At 65.9% G+C, this 19,314-nt stretch carries 10 protein-coding genes and 1 tRNA gene; 6 read left to right on the top strand and 5 right to left on the bottom strand.

The genetic code is table 11. From position 1 onward, the window contains the following. The first annotated feature begins 220 nt into the window (after window positions 1-220). Window positions 221-9,520: a fatty acid synthase subunit beta domain-containing protein gene (locus tag AB0366_RS19845; RefSeq protein ID WP_366245427.1), complete on the top strand. Its 9,300-nt coding sequence runs from the start codon at window positions 221-223 to the stop codon at window positions 9,518-9,520. Beyond that, on the top strand, window positions 9,520-9,912 hold the full coding sequence (locus AB0366_RS19840; RefSeq protein WP_008715184.1) for a holo-ACP synthase: 393 nt from the start codon (window positions 9,520-9,522) through the stop codon (window positions 9,910-9,912). Before AB0366_RS19845 ends, AB0366_RS19840 begins: the two co-directional genes overlap by 1 nt. A 75-nt stretch (window positions 9,913-9,987) precedes the next feature. On the opposite strand, the gene AB0366_RS19835 is transcribed toward AB0366_RS19840, so the two are convergent. Further along, entirely contained in the window at window positions 9,988-10,704 is a 717-nt protein-coding gene (locus AB0366_RS19835; protein ID WP_366245426.1) for a TetR/AcrR family transcriptional regulator, read from the bottom strand. A gap of 302 nt (window positions 10,705-11,006) precedes the next feature. On the opposite strand from AB0366_RS19835, the gene AB0366_RS19830 reads away from it, so the two are divergent. Beyond that, window positions 11,007-12,371: a hypothetical protein gene (locus tag AB0366_RS19830; RefSeq protein ID WP_366245425.1), complete on the top strand. Its 1,365-nt coding sequence runs from the start codon at window positions 11,007-11,009 to the stop codon at window positions 12,369-12,371. Between the two features lie 74 nt (window positions 12,372-12,445). After that, window positions 12,446-13,810: a dipeptidase gene (locus tag AB0366_RS19825; protein ID WP_366245424.1), complete on the top strand. Its 1,365-nt coding sequence runs from the start codon at window positions 12,446-12,448 to the stop codon at window positions 13,808-13,810. A gap of 3 nt (window positions 13,811-13,813) precedes the next feature. On the opposite strand, the gene bcp is transcribed toward AB0366_RS19825, so the two are convergent. Then, the gene (bcp, locus tag AB0366_RS19820; protein WP_032375973.1) at window positions 13,814-14,287 is read right to left on the bottom strand and encodes a thioredoxin-dependent thiol peroxidase; all 474 of its coding nucleotides are present in this window, start codon (window positions 14,285-14,287) and stop codon (window positions 13,814-13,816) included. Between the two features lie 77 nt (window positions 14,288-14,364). Here bcp and AB0366_RS19815 point away from each other — a divergent pair, with 77 nt between their 5' ends. Next, window positions 14,365-14,586, top strand: coding sequence for a DUF3618 domain-containing protein (locus AB0366_RS19815; protein WP_032375974.1), 222 nt, complete (start codon window positions 14,365-14,367; stop codon window positions 14,584-14,586). Between the two features lie 93 nt (window positions 14,587-14,679). After that, window positions 14,680-14,753: transfer RNA gene (locus tag AB0366_RS19810), tRNA-Lys, on the top strand. A 143-nt stretch (window positions 14,754-14,896) separates the two neighbouring features. Here the strand turns inward: AB0366_RS19810 and AB0366_RS19805 are convergent. The 3 genes from AB0366_RS19805 to AB0366_RS19795 form a co-directional block, all read right to left on the bottom strand. Beyond that, window positions 14,897-16,783, bottom strand: coding sequence for a S9 family peptidase (locus AB0366_RS19805; protein WP_366245422.1), 1,887 nt, complete (start codon window positions 16,781-16,783; stop codon window positions 14,897-14,899). A 22-nt stretch (window positions 16,784-16,805) separates the two neighbouring features. Next, on the bottom strand, window positions 16,806-18,374 hold the full coding sequence (locus tag AB0366_RS19800; protein WP_366245421.1) for an alpha/beta fold hydrolase: 1,569 nt from the start codon (window positions 18,372-18,374) through the stop codon (window positions 16,806-16,808). A 160-nt stretch (window positions 18,375-18,534) separates the two neighbouring features. Beyond that, window positions 18,535-19,221: a DUF3159 domain-containing protein gene (locus tag AB0366_RS19795; RefSeq protein WP_366245420.1), complete on the bottom strand. Its 687-nt coding sequence runs from the start codon at window positions 19,219-19,221 to the stop codon at window positions 18,535-18,537. Window positions 19,222-19,314 lie beyond the last annotated feature (93 nt).

The raw sequence follows: 19,314 nt of genomic DNA, 5'->3' as shown, positions 1-19,314 counted from the left end.
AAGTAAAGCCGCTTCGATCGACGTACTCGCTGGTAGCACTCGGACGTCCGAGCAAACCTGAGGCTTTCCTCATGATTTTGTGTCAACCTTGAACAGCGCGGAGGAGACCTGTCGACGACGACCGGCTCACCGCTTCGACCCTGTAGCCCACGACGCACCAGGGCACTCATCACAGCGAACGCCCCGACCCCCGAGGCGTCCACGAGAGGAATCTTCAGCCTTGACGATCAACGAGAGCACACCATCACACGGACGAGGCTCGCGAAGCACCGGCAACGCAGACAAATCCCCTAGAAGCAATGGCGGCTCTCGGACTCTGGCAGATCGTTTCGCCGCGGGCGAGCCGTACGCACTGGCCTTCGGTGGCCAGGGTGCACCGTGGCTCAGCTCCCTCGAAGAACTGGCTCGCGACTCCGCGCTCGAACCCGAACTGACCGATCTCGTCAACGAGGCCGCAGTCACTCTCGCGCCCGTTGCCGACGAGCTGCTGGTCGTGCGCTCGGTCGGTTTCGACCCGATCGGCTGGATGCTCGAACAAGACCTCGCCGACGACGACACCGTCGGTTCGTACGGCCCGTCCGAGGCTGCGCTGACCTCCGCTGCCGTCTCGCTTCCCGGAGTGTTCCTCACTCAGGTCGCAGCACTGCGCGCACTGAAGCTGCAGGGACTCGATCCCGCCCAGACCCCGCCGGTCGAGGTCGTCGGACACTCGCAGGGGCTCATCGCCGCCGAATCCGTCGCAGCCGACGGCGCACAGGACGCGAGCTTCCTCGCGATCGCCCAGCTCGTGGGTGCTGCAGCAGGTCTCGTCGGCCGCCGCCGCGGCATCATCGGAGCCGGAGACCGCGCGCCGATGGTCTCGGTCGCCAACGTCGAACCCGCACGACTGCAGGCGATCATCGCCGACCTCGCGATCGACGGAGCACCGGAGCGATCCGCCGCCCTCGCCATCCGCAACGGCCGTCGTCGCGTCGTACTCTCGGGACCGCCGGCCCAGCTGGCCCGCGTGCAGGAGAAGTGCGAGCAGATCGCTGCCGAGGAAGAGCGTGACCGCGACGCCAAGAAGCGTGGCGGTGCCGTGTTCGCCCCGGTCTTCGAGCAGCTTCCCGTCGAGATCGGCTTCCATCACCCCGCCCTGGCAGACGCTGTCGAACTCGTCAGTGCCTGGGCACAGCGTTGTGGACTCGATGTCGAGCTCGCACGCGACCTCGCACAGAAGATCCTCGTGGACTCCGTGGATTGGGTCGACGCCATCGACGGTGTCGTCGACGCCGGTGCCGACTGGATTCTCGATCTCGGTCCTGGCGACCTGCTCACCCGCATGACCACTCCGGCGCTGCGTGGACAGGGCGTCGGCATCATCGCCGCATCCTCGCGCGGGGGACACCGCAATCTGCTCACCCCGGGAGCTGCTCCCGAGGTCCAGCCCGCATGGTCCGCCTATGCCCCCACCCCGGTCACGTTGCCCGACGGCCGAGTCGTGGTCGAGACCTCCTTCACCAAGATGACCGGACGTTCGCCGATCCTGCTCGCCGGCATGACGCCGACCACGGTCGACGCCAAAATCGTTGCCGCAGCTGCCAACGCAGGCCACTGGGCCGAGCTCGCCGGTGGCGGCCAGGTCACCGAGGACATCTTCACCGATCGTGTCGCCGAGCTCTCCACCCTCCTCGAGCCCGGCCGCGCAATCCAGTTCAACTCGCTCTTCCTCGATCCGTACCTGTGGAAGTTGCAGCTCGGCGGACGCCGCATCGTGCAGCGCGCTCGCGCAGCCGGTGCAGCCATCGACGGCGTCGTCGTCACCGCAGGCATCCCGGAACTCGAAGAGGCAGTGGCCCTCATCGAAGAGCTGTCCGAGGCCGGCATCAGCTACGTCTCGTTCAAGCCCGGCACCGTCGCGCAGATTCGCGCCGTCATCCGCATCGCCAACGAGGTTCCGTCCTACCAGGTCAACGTTCACATCGAGGGCGGCCGCGCAGGCGGACACCACTCGTGGGAGGACCTCGACGACCTGCTGCTGACCACCTACGCGGAGCTGCGGTCACGGCCCAACCTCGTCGTCTGCGTCGGCGGCGGCATCGGCACACCCGAGCGGGCAGCGGAGTACCTCACCGGAACCTGGTCGGCTGTGCACGGCTACCCGAAGATGCCGCTCGACGGCATCCTCGTCGGCACCGCAGCGATGGCAACCCTCGAGGCCACGACGGCTCCCGAGGTCAAGCAGCTTCTGGTCGACACACCCGGAACCCCCGACTGGGTCGGTGCCGGTACCGCGAACGGCGGAATGGCCTCGGGCCGAAGCCAACTCGGTGCCGACATCCACGAGATCGACAATGCGGCATCGCGCTGCGGCCGACTGCTCGACGAGGTCGCCGGCAACGCCGACGCCGTCGCCGAGCGTCGCGAGGAGATCATCGCCGCACTCGACGGCACCGCCAAGCCCTTCTTCGGTGACGTCGCCGAGATGACGTACCAGCAGTGGCTCCTTCGCTACCTCGACCTGGCCATCGGAACCGACTCGCGCAGCGAGTTCGATTGCGGCGGCGAGTTCACCGACGCCGTGTCCGAGGCACGCGAATCGGTGTGGCTCGACGTCACCTGGCGCACCCGCTTCCTGGAGATGCTGCAGCGCGCCGAGGCTCGCCTGCACCCCGTCGATCGCGGACCCATCCCCACCTTGTTCGCCGACGCCGAGGTTCTCGAACGCCCGCGCGCGGCACTGAAGTCGCTGCTCGCACAGTTCCCCGACGCAGCAGACGTGGTGCTGCACCCGGCCGACATCACCTTCTTCACCTCGCTGTGCCGCATGCCCGGCAAGCCGGTCAACTTCGTCCCCGTCGTCGACGGTGACGTGCGCCGCTGGTGGCGCAGTGACTCGCTGTGGCAGGCACACGACGCTCGCTACTCGGCCGATCAGGTCTGCGTCATCCCCGGAACCGTCGCCGTCGCAGGCATCACTCGCGTCGACGAGCCCGTGGGCGAGCTGCTCGATCGCTTCGAGAAGGCCACCGCCGATCAGCTTCTCGCCGAGGGCGTCGAGCCCACGGCCATCGCGAGCCGTCGCCACGCCGAGATCGCACCCGGACTGCTCGGCATCGTGCTGGCAGCTCCCGACGTCACCTGGGCCTCGCGGATGACGCAGAACCCCGTTTCACGCCTGGGAGATCCGGCCGACTGGACCGTGGAATCCGAGACGGTCGCGGCGCACCCGCAGACCGGCTCGTCGCTGACCGTGCTGGACGCCGAGCACGTGGAGCTGCTGGTTCCCCTCGCTCCGGGCAAGGAAGTTCGCATCCGCCTGACGGTTCCGGCTTCCACGATCGACGGCGGCGCTCCCGTCGTCACCGCTCAGGACGCTCAGCAGGCCATGTCGGCTCTGCTCGGAGTTGCTGCAGGCCAAGAGCTTCCGGCCGTCAAGGGCGGCGTTGCCCGGCTGAACATCGCGTGGATCCCCGATCTGATCGCCGACCACGCAGGCGTCACCGGCTCCGGACTGCCGGACTCGCTGACCGTCAGCGGCAAGGCCGTTCCCGACGTCCTGGTCGGTGCCTGCTGGCCCGCGGTCTTCGCCGTCCTCGGCGCGACCAGAAACGCCGAAGGCATCGACGTCATCGAAGGCATGCTCGACCTGGTGCACCTCGATCACAATGTGAACCTGGTCGGCGAATTGCCCACCGACACCTCGATTCTCGTGGTCAAGGCTGCGGCAGGAGAGGTGCTCGACACCGACCTCGGCCGCGTCGTCGAGGTCACCGTCGAGATCGGTGCCATGCTCGGTGAGGGTCTCGACGCTCCCGCCGTCGCAACTCTGGTGGAACGCTTCGCCATTCGTGGACGCACCGGCAAGGGCGAGCTCGTCGACCCGGCTCGTGCAGGCGGCTCGGTGAGCGCCGACGCACAGGACACCCCGCGTCGTCGCCGCCGTCAGGCAACCATCGTCGCTCCGCGCAACATGGCCGCGTTCGCTCAGGTCTCGGGTGACCACAACCCGATTCACACCTCGGATGCCGCTGCGCTGCTCGCCGGTCTCGGCAGCCCGATCGTGCACGGCATGTGGCTCTCGGCCGCTGCCCAGCAGACGGTCACCGCAGTCGACCACGCGGACACCAAGACTCCGCCGCGTCGCCTCACCGCCTGGACCGCCCGCTTCCTCGGCATGGTTCGCCCCGGAGCCGAGATCGACGTTCGCGTCGACCGCACCGGATTCGACCAGGGTGCCGAACTGATCGAGGTCTCCTGCCGTGTCGCAGGCGAACTGGTCATGGTCGCCACCGCTCGCACCGCGCCGCCGAAGACCGTCTACGCCTTCCCGGGCCAGGGCATCCAGCGTGCGGGCATGGGCCTGGACGCACGGTCTCGCTCGAAGGCCGCACGTGAGGTGTGGGAGCGTGCCGACAAGCACACCCGCAGCGCGCTCGGCTTCTCCATTCTCGCTGTGGTGCGCGACAACCCGACGTCGCTCAAGGCGCGGGGCGTCACGCACAAGCACCCCGACGGTGTGCTGCACCTGACCCAGTTCACCCAGGTTGCGATGGCCGTTCTCGGCGTCGCACAGGTTGCCGAACTGCGTGAATCCGGTGCGTTCGTGGAGAACTCGATTCTCGCCGGCCACTCCGTCGGTGAGTACAACGCCCTCGCAGCCGTTGCCGGTGTGCTCCCGCTCGAAGCCGTCCTCGAGGTCGTCTTCCAGCGTGGTTCGGCCATGCACGCGCTCGTTCCGCGTGACGCCAGCGGCCGCAGCGACTACCGCATGGCAGCGATCCGCCCGTCGCAGATCGGCCTGGCCGACGAGGACGTACAGGGTTTCGTCGCCGGTGTCGCAGCAGAATCCGGTGAGTTCCTCGAGATCGTCAACCTCAACCTGCGCGGTTCGCAGTACGCCATCGCAGGCACGGTTGCCGGCCTCGGCGAGCTGGAGAAGAAGATCGCGATCCGCCGTGCCGAGTTCGGTGGCAAGGCCGCCTACATCATGGTTCCCGGCATCGACGTGCCGTTCCACTCCACGGTGCTGCGCGGCGGAGTCGACGACTTCCGCAACCGCCTCCAGACTCTGCTCCCGGAGCAGATCGACCCGGCGATCCTGGTGGGGCGCTACATCCCGAACCTGGTGCCCAAGCCGTTCTCGCTCGAGCGCGAGTTCGTCCAGGAGATCGCCGATCTGGTTCCGTCCGAGCCACTGAACACCGTTCTGGCAGAGTTCGATTCGTGGGCCGCACGGCCGAGCGATCTGTGCCGCGTGATCCTGACCGAGTTGCTCGCATGGCAGTTCGCCAGCCCGGTGCGCTGGATCGAGACCCAGGACCTGCTGTTCGCAGACGAGTCCGACGGCGGCATGGGCGTCGAGCGTTTCGTCGAGATCGGCCTCGGCGCAACCCCGACCGTGGCGAACCTCGCGTCGCAGACCCTCAAGCTGCCGGGCCGCTTCGGCCACCCGGTCGAGGTACTCAACCTCGAGCGCGAGGCTGCGATCATCTACGGCACCGACACCGACCCGGCTCCGGCCGACGAGGAAGAGTCGGCACCCGTGGAAGCCGCTGCTCCGGCAGCAGCTGCAGCTCCGGCTTCGGCTCCCGCACCCGCAGCAGCACCGTCCGGCGGACCTCGTCCGGACGACATCGCGTTCGTCGCGGCCGATGCGACCAAGATCCTCATCGGCCTGTGGACCAAGCTGCAGCTCGATCAGATCGGGCCCGCCGACACCATCGAGGCACTGTGCGACGGTGTGTCCTCACGCCGCAACCAGCTGCTCGTCGACCTCGGTTCCGAGCTCTCGCTCGGTGCCATCGACGGCGCTGCCGATGCCGACATGGGCGCGCTCTCGGGCACGGTGAACAAGCTGGCTCGTACGTACAAGCCGTTCGGCCCGGTGCTCAGCGACTCCATCAACGACCACCTTCGCAAGGTCTTCGGCCCCTCGGGTCGACGCCCGGCCTCGATCGCCGATCGCGTCAAGAAGACCTGGGAACTGGGCGACGGCTGGGCGCACCACGTCACCGCCGAGGTCGCTCTCGGTACCCGTGACGGTGCCTCGGTTCGTGGTGGTGCACTCGGCGGCCTGGCCGACGGCGCTCTCGCCGACGGCAACGCAGTCGACAACGTCGTCGACGCGGCCGTGGCTGCGGTGGCCGCACGCCGCGGCGTCGCAGTCTCGATGCCGCAGGCAGGCGGCGGGGCCGGCGGAACCGTCGACGCTGCTGCTCTCGGTGAGTTCACCGAGCACATCACCGGCCGCGACGGCGTTCTGGCTTCCGCGGCCCGGCTGGTGCTCGAGCAGCTCGGACTGGCCGATGCACCCAACGCACTGCTGGCCGATGATCCCGATGCCGCTCTGGTGGAGCTGGTCTCGGCCGAGCTGGGATCCGACTGGCCTCGCCTCGTCGCCCCGGCGTTCGACGCCAAGCGCGCCGTGCTGATCGACGACCGGTGGGCCACCGCCCGTGAGGACCTGGCCCGGTTGTGGCTCGGTACCGCAGGCGACATCTCCGTCGAGTCCTTCGCCGGCGCAGGCAATGCCGTTGCGTCGCAGGCACAGTGGTGGAAGGCCAAGGCCGACTACGAGAACAAGACAGTGTTGGCCGAAACCTTCGGACGCATCTCCGACATCGCGGTCGCATCCGAGGACAAGGGCCAGTGGTCCGACGAGGTCGCAGTGGTCACCGGCGGCAGCAAGGGCTCCATCGCAGCTGCGGTGACGGCCAAGCTGCTGGCCGGGGGAGCGACGGTCTTCGTCACCACCTCCAGGCTCGACGACGAGCGACTCGGCTTCTACCGCTCGCTCTACCGCGACAACGCACGCAGCGGAGCGTCGCTCTGGGTGGTTCCGGCCAACATCGCGTCGTACACCGACGTCGATGCGCTCATCGAGTGGATCGGCAGCGACTTCATCGACACTGCCGGTGGCGCAAAGACTCTGGTCAAGGCCGGCGCCACACCGACGATGCTGTTCCCGTTCGCCGCACCTCGGGTCGTCGGCGAGATGTCCGACGCCGGAGCTCGCGCCGAGATGGAGATGCGCGTGCTGCTCTGGTCGGTCGAGCGCCTGATCGGCGGACTGTCCAAGGTCGGCTACGACAATGACATCGACACGCACCTGCACGTGGTGCTGCCGGGATCGCCGAACCGCGGAATGTTCGGTGGCGACGGCGCTTACGGCGAATCCAAGGCTGCACTCGATGCCGTTGTCGCCAAGTGGGGTTCGGAGAAGAACTGGGCCGAGCGGGTGTCCATCGCCCACGCTCACATCGGTTGGGTCCGCGGAACCGGCCTGATGGGCGGCAACGACCCCATCGTCGAGGCCGTCGAAGCCGAGGGTGTGCGCACCTGGTCGACCGACGAGATGGCAACCGAGTTGCTGCAGCTGTGCACGCCTGCCGCTCGCCGTCAGGCCGCTCAGGAGCCGATCGTCGCCGATCTCACCGGCGGCCTGGCCAGCACCAAGCTCAACCTCGTCGAACTCGCTCGGGACGCGGCTGCGGCCGCCGCCGAGAAGACCGAAGAGGCATCCGGCGATTCGGTGATCGCGGCACTGCCCGCTCCGCCGCGTCTGTCGACGTCGACCACCACTCCGGCGTGGCCGACACTCGATGTCGACCCGAAGGATCTTGTGGTCATCGTCGGTGCAGGTGAGCTCGGACCGTACGGTTCGGCACGCACCCGCTTCGAGATGGAGGTCGACGAGCAGCTCTCTGCCGCAGGCGTACTCGAACTCGCATGGAACACCGGCCTCATCGCCTGGGAGAACGATCCCAAGCCGGGTTGGTACGACATCGAGTCCGGTGACCTGGTGCCCGAGGAGGACATCGCCGACAAATACCACGACATCGTGGTCGAGAAGTGCGGTATCCGCACCTACGGCGACGACGGTGCGATGGTCGGCAACACCGCTCCGCTGATGACCTCGATCTTCCTCGACAACGACCTGACGTTCGTGGTCGGAACCGAGATCGATGCCCGGTCGTTCGCAGCAGCGGATCCCGAGCACACGCTGATCACGCCGGTCCCGGATTCGAGCGACTGGCAGGTCACTCGCAAGGCGGGCACCGAGATTCGCGTTCCGCGCAAGATGAAGCTCACCCGCACCGTCGGTGGGCAGATTCCGACCGGATTCGATCCCACCAAGTGGGGCATCTCGCCCGACATGGCCAGCTCGGTCGACCGTGTCGCACTGTGGAACATCGTCACCACGGTCGACGCCTTCATCTCCTCGGGCTTCAACCCGTCGGAACTGATGCGCTGGGTGCACCCCACGCTGGTGGCCAACACACAGGGCACCGGCATGGGCGGCATGGAGTCCATGCGCTCGCTGTACATCGACACCCTGCTCGGTGATGCCCGGGCGAACGACATCCTGCAGGAGGCTCTGCCGAACGTCGTTGCCGCGCACGTGGTCCAGTCGTACATCGGTAGCTACGGCGCGATGGTTCACCCCGTCGCCGCCTGCGCCACCGCGGCCGTCTCCGTCGAGGAAGGCGTCGACAAGATCAAGCTGGGCAAGGCGCAGCTCGTGGTCGCCGGCGGCTTCGACGACCTGAGCAACGAAGGCATCATCGGCTTCGGTGACATGTCGGCCACCGCGGACTCGGCAGCGATGACCGCCAAGGGCATCAGCGATCGACGGTTCTCTCGGGCGAACGACCGCAGGCGCGGTGGATTCGTCGAATCCCACGGCGGCGGAACGATTCTGCTCGCTCGCGGAGACCTGGCGCTCGAGATGGGCCTGCCGGTCCTCGGAGTGGTGGCCTACGCACAGTCGTACGGCGACGGAGTGCACACGTCCATCCCGGCTCCGGGACTCGGCGCGCTCAGTGCCGGTCGCGGCGGCAAGGATTCGGCGCTCGCGCTCTCGCTCAACGCACTGGGCGTCAGTGCAGACGATGTGGCCGTGATCTCCAAGCACGACACCTCCACTGCAGCCAACGACCCGAACGAGGCGGAACTGCACACCCGTCTCGCCAAGGCCATCGGCCGTTCGGACGGCGCTCCGCTGTTCGTTGTCTCGCAGAAGAGCCTCACCGGGCACTCGAAGGGTGGAGCGGCTGCCTGGCAGCTGATCGGCCTGTGCCAGGTGCTGGCCAACGGCGTCATCCCGCCGAACCGCAGCCTCGACTGCGTCGACGACAAGATGACCGCGTTCGAGCATCTGGTGTGGGCTCGGGAGCCGCTGCGCTTCGGTGACTCGGTGCCGCTCAAGGCAGGTCTGCTCACCTCCCTCGGATTCGGCCACGTGTCCGGACTCATTGCGCTGGTGCACCCGCAGGCATTCGTCGAGGCCGTTCCGGCGGACCGGCGTGCCGAGTACATCGCGAAGGCGAACGAGCGGCGCATCGCCGGTCAGCGCAGGCTGATCTCCGCGATGGTGGGAGGAGACTCCCTCTACGAGCGGCCCGACGATCGACGGCTCGGACATGACGGGACGCCGGCCAAGGCGTCACGCGAACTGGAGGCACACGTGTTGCTCAACGAGTCCGCTCGCCTCGGCGAGGACGACGTCTACTCCTCCGGTCTGCCGGGTGCCATCTGATGGCGATCCTGGGAGTGGGTTTCGACCTGGTGACGGTGTCCGATTTCGCCGAGCAGATGGAGAAGGTCGGCACGACGATGATCCGCGACAGCTTCACCGCGGGCGAGCGCCGTCATGCCGCGACGAAGAGTTCCGACCCGACCCGCCACTACGCAGCACGGTGGGCGGCCAAGGAAGCAGTGCTGAAGGCATGGGCGACATCGCGATTCGCTCGGCCGCCACAGATCGGTGACAACCCGTATCCGTTGATCGAGGTCGTCAACGATGCGTGGGGCCGGCCGTCCATCAAGTTGCACGGGATGGCGCAGGAGTTCCTGCCGACGGTGAAGATTCATCTGTCGCTGACGCATGACGGTGACATTGCCGCCGCGGTGGCGATTCTGGAGGAGTGACTCCGCGCTGAACGACGAAAGGCCCGTCCGATCCACAAGATCGGGCGGGTCTTCTTTCGTGTGGTCTCGGGAGACTCAGGCGTCGCTGTCGATGGTCGAGCCGCCGGAGCGCCTGCTCTCCTTCTCGGCGACGAGCAGATACGCCATCATGATGCGTTTGAGCTCGGCGACGGCGTCCTCGTGGCTCTGGCCGTCCTGCACGGAGAAGTTGAGCATCGAGTAAACGATGTGCACCAACACCTGAGCCATGAGGTTGCGGCGATGCCGAGGCGTGCGCGGAGTGAGCGGTCCGAGCATGCGCGAGACCTGCTCGGCGAACTCCCGCTCGTGGATAACCCCGGTTGCGCGTGTCGACGGTGTCGATTGCATGGCGAGCCACACTTCACGGCGCGACGGATCGGTCATCCACATGCCGGCCATGTGATCGACGAAGTTGTTGAGGAACCGCACCCAGTCCAGGGACGGGACTTCGCCGTCGAACTCTGCGAGTTCCTGTTGGACCCCCACGAGGTCCTGGCGGTTGAGCTCGCAGACGATGACGTACTTGTTGGCGAAGAACTGATACAGCGTGCCGATCGGCAGTTCTGCGCGCGACGCGACTTCCTCGCAGGTGAACGACTCGAAACCCACGTCACTGAGCAGCTCACGTGAGGCCTGCAGCAGCGCGTCGAACTTGCGCTGGCTGCGTTCCTGGGTGGGACGCCGTCGCGGCATGAGCTCCTGAGTCTGTGCCGTCGACTCGAGCGCGGCGTCGAGACGGCGCGAGGACTGGGCACGAGCAGAGGATTCCACCCGGTCAGGCTATCCGGCGCGGGTGCTCGTTATCCACAACGGTCCGGTACGTCACTCCCGCAGGCTGCGCTTCTGGCTCGAACACGCGAGTTCAAGCCGAAGGTTTCGAAGAAACCTGGGGTCGACGACAATTGCTGGTTCCTCTTACTGTGACAAACTCCAAGACCGATCTGGTCCAATTTAACCGTCAACAGGTATGGTTTAGGTAACAGAATCAAATTCCGTGCAGGGTGATCGTCATTCGGAACCGCTGAATGACGTTCATGGTCGGGAGCCTCCACCCTGAGCACAGGGAGACTGCCATGGCAACTATTGGTATAGCGATCGAATCCGGCTCGATGCAGACAGTGCTGTTCGAGCCGACCTCGGGAGAGGTACTCGCCGATCGGACGAACCCGCTCGACCCCGACGCCGCCTCGGTTCTCACCACAGCGATCGAGACGATGCGCGCCGAGGCGGCGACGCTCGACGTACACGTGGACGCAGTGGGCGTGGTGTATCGAACCGAGGACGAGCGCGCCGAGTTCGCAGCCGCCCTGGGCGACGAACCCGCAGTGCTGTCGTCGGCATCCGAGTCGTTCCTCGGCTGGCTGGCAACCTCGAAGGAATTTGCCGACGCGAAGACCGTCCTTCTGTACTACATGGGCGACGCGGGCGTCTCCATTTCTCTCGCCGACGCAGCCGACGCCTCGATCACCCCAGCGAAGACGGCTGCGCTGGACTCGATGTCGCCCGAGCGCATCGGCAGCACCATCCCACTGGCGTGGGAAGTGGTGGATCAGTCCGGCAAGAAGCCGGAGTTCGTGGCCCTCTTCGGTGACTCGTCCAGTAGTCGAGACCTGGTCGACATCCTGTCTCTCGGACTCGGCGTTCCCGTTGTGCGCGTGGGTGATGCGGACCAGGTCGCAGCGCGAGGAGCTGCGCTGCTGGCGCATCAGGAGGAGCCGGCAGCAGTGGCCGCTCCGCCGGTGGCGACCGAGGACTCGGATCCGGTCGAGGCCGTCGATACCGAGGTCGAGGAAGCGGACGAGGCCGACGCCGAGATTGGCGACTCCGAGCCCGAGGAGACCGTCGAAGAAGCGAAGGCTGCGAATTTCGACACGGTGGTAGCGCCGCTTCCGACGCCTGCCGTGCTGTCGGTTATCGGAGCGAAGCCGGCCCGGTCGGGAGGCTCCGGGCGCAAGCTCGTGTTCGCCGCAGTGCTGCTGGCCGGGGTGCTCTCCGCAGGTGTCGCAGTCGCTGCGACGTTGCCGGGTGAATCCGAGACGACTGCCGAGCAGAGCGTCGATCGACGCGATGCCGGTGCGGATCTGGTGGGGGCAACTCGGCAGGCGGATCCGACGACGTCCGACCCGGTTGCGGTCGTGGTTCCGCAGGCGCCGGCGATTGCGCCCCCGCCCGAGACGATTCCCCCGACAGTGGACCCATCGACAGTTGTCGAGCCTGCACCGACCACTCGGCCTTGGGTGACGCAGGATCCGCCACGTCAGGCCGTGGCGGCCCCGCAGCCGCCACCGGCAGCGACCACGGTGGCCCCTCCGCAGTTCACCGTTCCTGTTCCCGTTCCCGAGCCGGGCAAGTCGCCCGAACAGCTCGAGCAGGAAGCGTGGGATCGGCACTGGCAGCAGACCGGTGAGTGGTTTCATCAGGAGTTCTCCGGCGGCTGACGCTGAATCGTTCTCGAGACGAGTGATGACAGACTGGCTACGGCCCGTCTGTCATTTTCTCGTTTGGAGGATTCATGCCCGCCGATCCGCGACCCGTCGACGTTCGATCTGCAATCGCATCGCAGATGCCCCGAGCGAAATCGGAGTTGGCAGAGTTGGTCCGGTTCACCTCGGTGCACGATCCCCGGCAGTTTCCGGTCGAGGAATGCACGGGTGCGGCGCAGTGGGTGCAACGGGCCTTCGTCGACGCAGGCATTCCCGACGTCCAATTGATCGAGACGGTCGACGGTTCACTGGCCGTTGTCGGCTCGCGGCCGGCTCGCGCGGGAGCGCCGACCGTACTGCTGTACTCGCACTACGACGTTCAACCTCCAGGTGACGGAAAACTTTGGGACAGTGAACCTTTCGAGTTGACCGAACGGGACGGCCGTTGGTACGGGCGGGGTTCGGCGGACTGCAAGGGCAACGTGATCATGCATCTGCTGGCGCTACGGGCGCTGGGGGAGTCGCTCGACGTCGGCGTGCGGATCGTCTGCGAGGGTTCGGAAGAGATGGGCACCGGCGGGTTGGAAGCGCTCGTGGAGCAGCGCCCCGAACTGTTCTTCGCAGACATGGTGGTCATTGCAGACACCGGCAATGCGAAGGTCGGCCTGCCGACGGTCACCACCACACTCCGCGGTATCGCCAACGTGGTGGTGAATGTGGAAACCCTTGCCGGAGAGGTGCACTCGGGCATGTACGGCGGGCCTGCGCCGGATGCCCTCGCCGCGTTGGTGCAGGTGCTCTCCACGTTGCGCAACGAGCAGGGCGACACCGTGGTCGACGGTCTGGACGGAACACAGACCTGGGACGGGGTCCAGTACGACGCCGAGCAGTTCCGTGCCGATGCCGGGGTGCTCGACGGCGTCGGGCTGGCGGGCTCTGGCACTGTGGCCGAGGCGGTGTGGGCACGGCCTGCTCTGACGATTCTGGGGATCGACTGCCCACCGGTCGTGGGGTCGGCTGTTGCGATCTCGCCTCGTGCGTCGGCACGGCTCAATTTGCGAGTGCCGCCGGGAATGGATCCGCAGCGGGCTCAGGATGCGTTGGTGGCTCATCTGGAGGCGCGTACGCCATGGAATGCGCGGGTCACCATCGAGCGTGAGGCGATCGGTTCGCCGTTTCGGGCCAGGACCGACGGACCGGGTTACGCGGCGCTGTCCGAGGCGCTGGAGGAAGCCTTCGGGCATCCCATGGGGACGGCGGGGCAGGGCGGATCGATTCCGCTGTGCAACGCGCTGGCTGAGGTGTTGCCGGACGCCGAGATCGTGCTGATGGGCGTCGAGGAACCTCGGTGTCGGATCCACGCCCCCAACGAGAGCGTGGACCCGACGGAAATCGAGAGGATGGCCGTCGCCGAGGCACTGTTCCTGCAGCGGTTGGCCGGGTCGGACGGCTAGGTCTCAGACAGCCAGATCGCGGCGGAGCTTGGCGACGTGTCCGGTGGCGCGGACGTTGTACTGCGCCACCTCGATCTTGCCGGCCTCGTCGACGAGGAACGTGGAGCGGATGACGCCCTCGTAGACCTTGCCGTAGTTCTTCTTCTCCCCGAATGCGCCCCACGCCTGCAACGTCGTCTTCTCCTCGTCGGAGAGCAGCGGGAACGTCAGCTCTTCCTTGTCGCGGAACTTGGCGAGCTTGGCGGGCTTGTCGGGGGAGATGCCGATGACTTCGAGGCCTTCGCCGTTGAGTTCGGCGAGACTGTCGCGAAAGTCGCAGGCCTGCTTGGTGCAGCCCGGGGTGCTCGCGGCGGGGTAGAAGTACACGATCACCTTCTTGCCTGCGTAGTCGGCGAGAGAGACGTCGTTGCCGTCGGCATCGGGCAGGGTGAACGCCGGAGCGGTGTCGCCCGGCTCGAGCTTGCTGTATTCGGTCACCGCACGAGAGTATCGAAATATCGTCGTGCTCTAGGCTCGACTGCGACCGAGACTATTTGCAACAAGTTGGAGGACACGTGGCCAAGGACACCGACCGGATCGAGCGCGAGATCGAGGCCGCTCGCAATCAGCTCGCCAGCACCCTGGACGAGCTGAGCGTCCGTGCCAGCCCCAAGAACATCGTCGCCAACACCAAGCAGTCCGTGGTGGCCAAGCTCAACGAGCCGGCAGTGAAGTTCACCCTCCTCGGAGTGGGTGCAGTGGTGGCAGTTCTCGTGGTTCGCCGGATCTTCAACTGACGCATGCAGGTGCTCCGACCAGCCGATTTCACATCTGGCGGCATCTGCTGTTAATGTTTCTCCCGCACCGCAGAGAACACGCGGTGCGGATCGGCGCCATTAGCTCAGTTGGTTAGAGCAGCTGACTCTTAATCAGCGGGTCCGGGGTTCGAATCCCTGATGGCGCACAAGAATGACCCCCTTACCAGCGGAAACGCTGGTAAGGGGGTCATCTTTTTACCTTGGAGTGTCGGGTCAACTCATCACTTCGAAGCGCTGATGCGGACGAAAGCCTTGATCGGCGGGACCTTCGACAGGGTAAGACCCACGATCACTGCAGACTACGGCCGCCGAGGTGTTGGGCGAGAAATTTCTCCACCTCGCGGTAGTAGCGAATACTGTTCTCCGGGTTGACGAATCCGTGCCCCTCGTCGTCGAACACGAGGTAGTCGACGTCGACGCCACGCGACCGCAGGCGCTCGACGACATTGTCCGATTCTGCTTTGACGACCCGCGGATCGTTAGCACCCTGCGCAATCAGGAGCGGCGCGCGTATCGCGTCGAGCTTGGAGATGGGTGATCGGGCGAGCATATCGGCCAGCTGGTCGGGATCAGCAGGGTCGCCGACGAAGCGGTACCAGCTGTTGATGATCCCCGGACCGATGAAGGCCGGTTGGGTGCGCATGAAGTTCGACAGGTCCGAGATGCCGACGCAGTCGATCGCCGCGGCAAACGTGTCGGGAGTGAACGACGCGCCCACCAGCGCCGCGTAGCCGCCGTAGGAACCACCCATGATGGCCACCCGCTCGCGATCGGCGTACCCCGCCTCGACCGCCCAGTTCACTGCATCGATCAGATCGTCGTGCATCGCGCCCGCAAATTCGCCGACCCCGGCGTTCATGTGCGCTGTGCCGTAGCCGACCGACCCGCGAAAGTTGACCTGCAACACTGCATATCCGCGGTTCGCCAGCATTTGCGCGATGGGATCGAAGGTCCACGAATCCCGATACCAGGGGCCGCCGTGCACCACCAGAACCATCGGCAGGTTCTCGGGTTCCACGCCCACCGGAAGCGTCAGATACGACGGCAGAGTCAGACCGTCACGCGCCCGAATACTCACCGGCACCATCGGGGCCATGTCCTCGGGATCCAGATGTGGGTACGGGCGGAAGAGTCGGCGACTCGATCCGGTGGCGTGATCGTAGAAGTAGGTGACGGACGGATCGCGGTCGTGGACGAAGCTGACGATCCATTTCTGTCCGCTCTCGTCGGAGGACAGTGCTCCGATGTCACCGTCGAACAGCTGTTCCAGGTTTTTCTGGATCTCCGCGAAACCCGGTTCCACTGCATGGATCACTTGGCGTTCTCCCAGATACCGAACACCGATGAGCTCTCCGGTTGCACTGTCGCAGATCAGCGGTGACGAGGTCTGCTCGACGGCTCTTCGCACCCCATCGAGTTCGAGTGTCGGGTGACTGTCGACGACGGTCTCCTCGCCGGTCTCGAGGTCGAGACGGATCAGATGGGTCAGGTCGCGCCCTCGGTTGGAACCCAGCCACATGCCGGTACCGTCCGCAGTGATCTGCATCGGATTGATGCCCATCGGGTAGTCGGTGCCGTCGAACGACGCCACCGTGGTTTCGGCGCCGGACTCGTCCAACCGCGTGATCTCGATGGTGCCGTCCGTGGTCATCGCGAAGGCGAACACCTCGCCCTCGGCACCGAGCATCGGATACCGGCCGACGCCGGGGCTCTGCCCGATCATCGTCAGTTCACCTGTGGCGATCTCGATTTCGTACAGATCGAACTCGGCGATGCTTCTCGCATTGATCAGGACGGTATACACCCCGGCCCGACCCCGCACCGGTTCGATGGACACCGCGCGGGAACCCGGAAACGGCGTCAGATCTACTGCCGCGGCATCGGAATCCTCCAGGTCGACGCGAAACACGTGACTGTTCTCGTCACCACCGGTGTCCTGCAGATACAGCAGCCAGCGGGGGTCATCCGTCCACCGGAAATCGTGCACACTGCGAGTCTCGTCCGCTGTGACGCAGCGTGGCTCGCTGCCCGGAGAGAGGTCCTCGATCCACACGTTCAGACGGTTCTTCCACGGCGCGAGAAACGCCATCCTGGTGCCGTCCGGTGACATCGTGGCACCGGAGCGAACGGGTGGGCCGAAGAAGTCCTCGACCGAGATCAGTGGGGGTGCAGTCATGATTCGTCCTCTCGTTCGGCTGCTACAGAGCGCAGCGTGCGTCGACCGGCGGGGATTCGAGATCGACGAGGTAGTTCGCGACGATGTCGTTGACACAGGTGCTCGTTGCGCCGAACGCCACGGTGTGTTGTTCGCCGTCGACGGGGAGCAGCGAGCCGCCCAGGGTGTTCGCCAAGTCGACGCCTCCCTCGTACGGTGTGGACGGGTCGCCGGTCACCGAGATGGTCAGTGTGTCGGGTAGTCCGTCGACGTCCGTGGCGTACGGGATGTCGAGAGTCGGCTCTGCAGGCCAGAATTCGCAGGGGTCGCGTGCGCCCTCCGGTCCTAGTCCGGCGTCGGTGAACGGTGCGATCTCCTGGATCTGCCGCTTGAGGTCCACTTCCTGCTCCGGGGCGTTGCGCTGCTCGTCCATGCAGTTGATCGCGTACAGCGCTTCGGAGAAGTTCGGGACGGTGCCGTCGGCGTCGCGTCCGCCGAAGACATCGTTGATCTTCAGAAGGGTATCGCCCTGTCCTGCTTGGAGTTCGGCGATGCCCTTGGTGATGACCGGCCATGCCGAGGAGTCGTAGAGCCCTGCGATCACAGCACCGTATGCGGCGTCGAAGTCCATGACACGGCCATCGCCGGTGACGATCGGATTGTCGATCAACGGTCTGACGATCTGCTGGAAGTTGTCGACAGCCTTGCTCGGATCGGTGCCCAACGGGCAGTCAGGAGCGCTCGCGCATGCCGCCGCCAGGTCGTCGAATGCCTTCTGGAAGTTGGTGTACTGGTAGATCCTGCGCTCTGCGGTGCCCTGCTCCGGATCGATTCCACCGTCGAGGACCATCGCGCGCACGTTCTCCGGGAACATCTCGGCATAGACCGCACCGAGTCGTGTTCCGTAGCTCTGGCCGAGGTAGCTCAGGCCGTCGTCTCCGAGCACGGCCCTGAGGATGTCCATGTCGCGGGCAGCGTCGCGGGTACCGACGTGTTCGAGGACGTCGTCGCCTCCTGATCGTTCGGAGCATTGGCTCACCAGCTGGCGTGCACCGTCCTCGGTGAGGGTTCTCGAGCCGGTGAGGACCGTGGTGTAGGCCTGCCCTGCCTCGTGTTCCTCATCGGTGAAGCAATCGATGGCCGGGGTTGACGCACCGACACCGCGGGGATCGAATCCGATGAGGTCGAACTTCTCGGTCAGCCGGCTGTCCGCCCAGTTCGCGACCGCACCCGTTGCAGCCATGCTCATTCCGGCACCGCCGGGTCCGCCGGAGTTGAGCAGGAGCGAGCCCACTTTCTCGCCTCGGGCGGGTGCTTTCAGCAGCGCGATCTGCGCCGTGCGCCCGTCCGGATCGTCGTAGTCGAGTGGCACGTCCACGCGGGCGCATTCGAACCCGGGGTCGCCGGCGAACAGTTGCTCGTCGGCCGTGGTGGTGCCGTACCCTTCACACGGCTCGAACGTCACGCTCTGGTCGTAGAACTGCTGCAACTCGGCCGACGGCTCGGGGTCTGTGTCCGGTTCCGGCGGTGATTGACTGCAGGCACCGAGCAGCAGCATCGACGCTGACGCTGCAGCGAAAAATCTCGCTCTCCTGTTGTCGAACATGGGCATGGTTGGTCGACTCCTGTCGAATTGCGTTGTGCTGATGGTCTATTCGGGATCGATGGCGTCGAGTGCCGCCGCCTGTCGCTCTCCTCCGGTTCGATCAGGTCGGAACCAGTGTCGACTGTGACCCAACGGCATAGTCAAGTGCCAATTCCTCCGGCAGGGTCTACGCAGGGTTCGAGTGAACCAGCTGCGCTGTGGAGCGGCGGAAGGCCCAGACGGTGACGAGCACTGCCAGTGCGAGCAACGGTGTGCCCATCGCGATTCGGGCAAACGCGAGCCACCCGGTGGCGTCGGTGTCGTACAGCCAGTCCTGAACGACGTATCGGGCACCGAACAACACGGCGAATGTCGACGTCGCGATGTAGTGGGCGCGGGCAACCGAGCGTGTCGATCGCCAGGCGTACTCGTTGCCGTGCAACATATTCCACAGCATTCCCGTCAACGGTCGTCGTGCGAGTATCGAGGCCAGCATCAGTGCTGCTCCGGCCAAGCTCAGCCAGATGCCGATGAGGAAGTAGCCGCCTGCCGACCCTGTCCAGGCGGCGACACCGCCCGCGACGACGACGCCCAGTAGTCCGCCACTGGCCTGCGCGATCTGCTCGCCTCGCTTGACGCGAAGAACAGTGATCACCAGCGCGATGGCGATCGCGACGCCGACGGCGATCGGAAGGGCCACCAGAGCGTTGGCGGTCACGAACGCCACGACCGGAACGGCGGTGTAGATCATTCCGCTGGTTCCGCCGAAGCTGTCGAGCAGAAGCTCTGTGGCATTGACCTTTTCAGTGGTCTTGCCGTCAGGAACTGCCTGCGTCTCGTCCTTGTCGGCCGATGTCGATTCCGGCTTGTTCATGGTGCCCTCCTCGTCGATGCGTCGGTTCGCTCTTGCATTCCCTACTGTCGTCTCGTCGACCGGCGCACAACAGTGCAGACAAACATCGGATCG

It is taken from the genome of Rhodococcus sp. NPDC076796 (assembly GCF_040702765.1).
Classification (GTDB): Bacteria; Actinomycetota; Actinomycetes; order Mycobacteriales; family Mycobacteriaceae; genus Rhodococcoides.
This window is presented reverse-complemented; position numbering and strand designations above follow the sequence as displayed.

What these genes read in the sequence shown, in the direction of transcription:
- AB0366_RS19795 (WP_366245420.1), bottom strand. Translation starts at nt 19,221, where the DNA reads ATGAACAAGCCGGAATCGACATCGGCCGACAAGGACGAGACGCAGGCA.
- AB0366_RS19840 (WP_008715184.1), top strand. Translation starts at nt 9,520, where the DNA reads ATGGCGATCCTGGGAGTGGGTTTCGACCTGGTGACGGTGTCCGATTTC.
- AB0366_RS19805 (WP_366245422.1), bottom strand. Translation starts at nt 16,783, where the DNA reads ATGACTGCACCCCCACTGATCTCGGTCGAGGACTTCTTCGGCCCACCC.
- AB0366_RS19830 (WP_366245425.1), top strand. Translation starts at nt 11,007, where the DNA reads ATGGCAACTATTGGTATAGCGATCGAATCCGGCTCGATGCAGACAGTG.
- AB0366_RS19825 (WP_366245424.1), top strand. Translation starts at nt 12,446, where the DNA reads ATGCCCGCCGATCCGCGACCCGTCGACGTTCGATCTGCAATCGCATCG.
- AB0366_RS19800 (WP_366245421.1), bottom strand. Translation starts at nt 18,374, where the DNA reads ATGCCCATGTTCGACAACAGGAGAGCGAGATTTTTCGCTGCAGCGTCA.